The following is a 1,237-nucleotide window of genomic DNA, read 5'->3' on the forward strand; positions in this document are numbered from 1 at the left end:
GTTGTGATTCAATGAAACCGGACACCAATTTAGGTGGTATTATTACCACTCAAACAGAGGTGTTCTATGACAAAACAACGTCGCTCTTTTTCTCAAGAGTTTAAACTTGATTTAGCAAAATTAGTCCTTGATGAAGGATATTCATTCCCAGAAGCTGCTCGCTCACTAGAAGTCGGTGAAACAGCCCTTCGTCGCTGGGTTAAGCAATTACAAGATGAGCGTGGTGGCACAACACCAAACTCTAAAGCGCTTACCCCTGAGCAACAAAAAATTCAGGAGCTTGAAGCTAAAGTTAATCGACTTGAAAGAGAAAAAACAATTTTAAAAAAGGCTACCGCTCTCTTAATGTCAGACGAGATGAACAATATTCGTTGATTGGCCATTTAAGTGAGCATGAGTCTGTAGAAATGGTCTGTAGCGTGTTTGATGTTCCGCGTTCGAGCTTTTATGATTTTAAGCAGCGTGAGACATCAATTAAGCTTGAAGAGGTGCAACTTAGGTCGACGATTAATGAGTTATTTTCGCTCAGTCGTGGAGCTGCCGGTAGCCGCACGTTGGTGGCGATGCTAAAGGACGCAGACTTACCTGTTGGTGTCTTTAAGGTACGCCGTATCATGCGTGACCTGGAATTAGTCTGTAAACAACCAGGGCCTCATTCATATAAATTAGCGACGGTGGAGCGAGCAGACATTCCAAACATACTCAATCGTGAGTTTGACGTTGATGGTCCAAACCACATTTGGTGTGGAGATATAAGCTATATTTGGACGGGTAATAAATGGTCTTATCTGGCTGTTATTATCGACTTATTTGCTCGTCGCGTGGTTGGCTGGGCAATGTCTGATAAGCCTGATACTAACTTAGTTATTAAAGCATTAAATAGAGCATACGAGCAACGGGGCAGGCCATCTGGGCTAATGTTTCATTCAGACCAAGGCTGTCAGTACAGCGCCAAAAGGTTTCAACAAAGGCTGTGGCGTTACCGTATAAAACAAAGCATGAGTCGCCGAGGAAATTGCTGGGATAATGCCCCGATGGAGCGCCTATTTAGAAGTTTAAAAACGGAATGGGTTCCATCATTAGGTTATAGTAATTATCAAGATGCTGAAAAAGATATTAGCTATTATTTGATGAATTACTATAACTGGCACAGACCACATAGCTATAATCAAATGGTTGCCCCAGCTGTAGCAGAAGAAAAACTTAATTCACTGTCCGGAATTAGTTGACCACAACA

At 42.2% G+C, this 1,237-nt stretch carries 1 protein-coding gene; it reads left to right on the forward strand.

Annotation, left to right across the window (positions count from 1 at the left end; all coding sequences use genetic code 11):
• Nucleotides 1-66: 66 nt before the first annotated feature.
• Nucleotides 67-1,229, forward strand: a protein-coding gene (locus P20480_RS04335; protein WP_086007401.1) for an IS3 family transposase whose coding sequence is annotated in 2 segments (ribosomal slippage) — nt 67-322 and nt 322-1,229 — 1,164 coding nt in all. Because the reading frame shifts where the segments join, the coding sequence is not laid out codon by codon here.
• The last annotated feature ends 8 nt before the right edge of the window (nt 1,230-1,237 follow it).

It is taken from the genome of Pseudoalteromonas sp. BSi20480, assembly GCF_000241365.1.
GTDB classification, from domain to species: Bacteria; Pseudomonadota; Gammaproteobacteria; order Enterobacterales; family Alteromonadaceae; genus Pseudoalteromonas; species Pseudoalteromonas marina.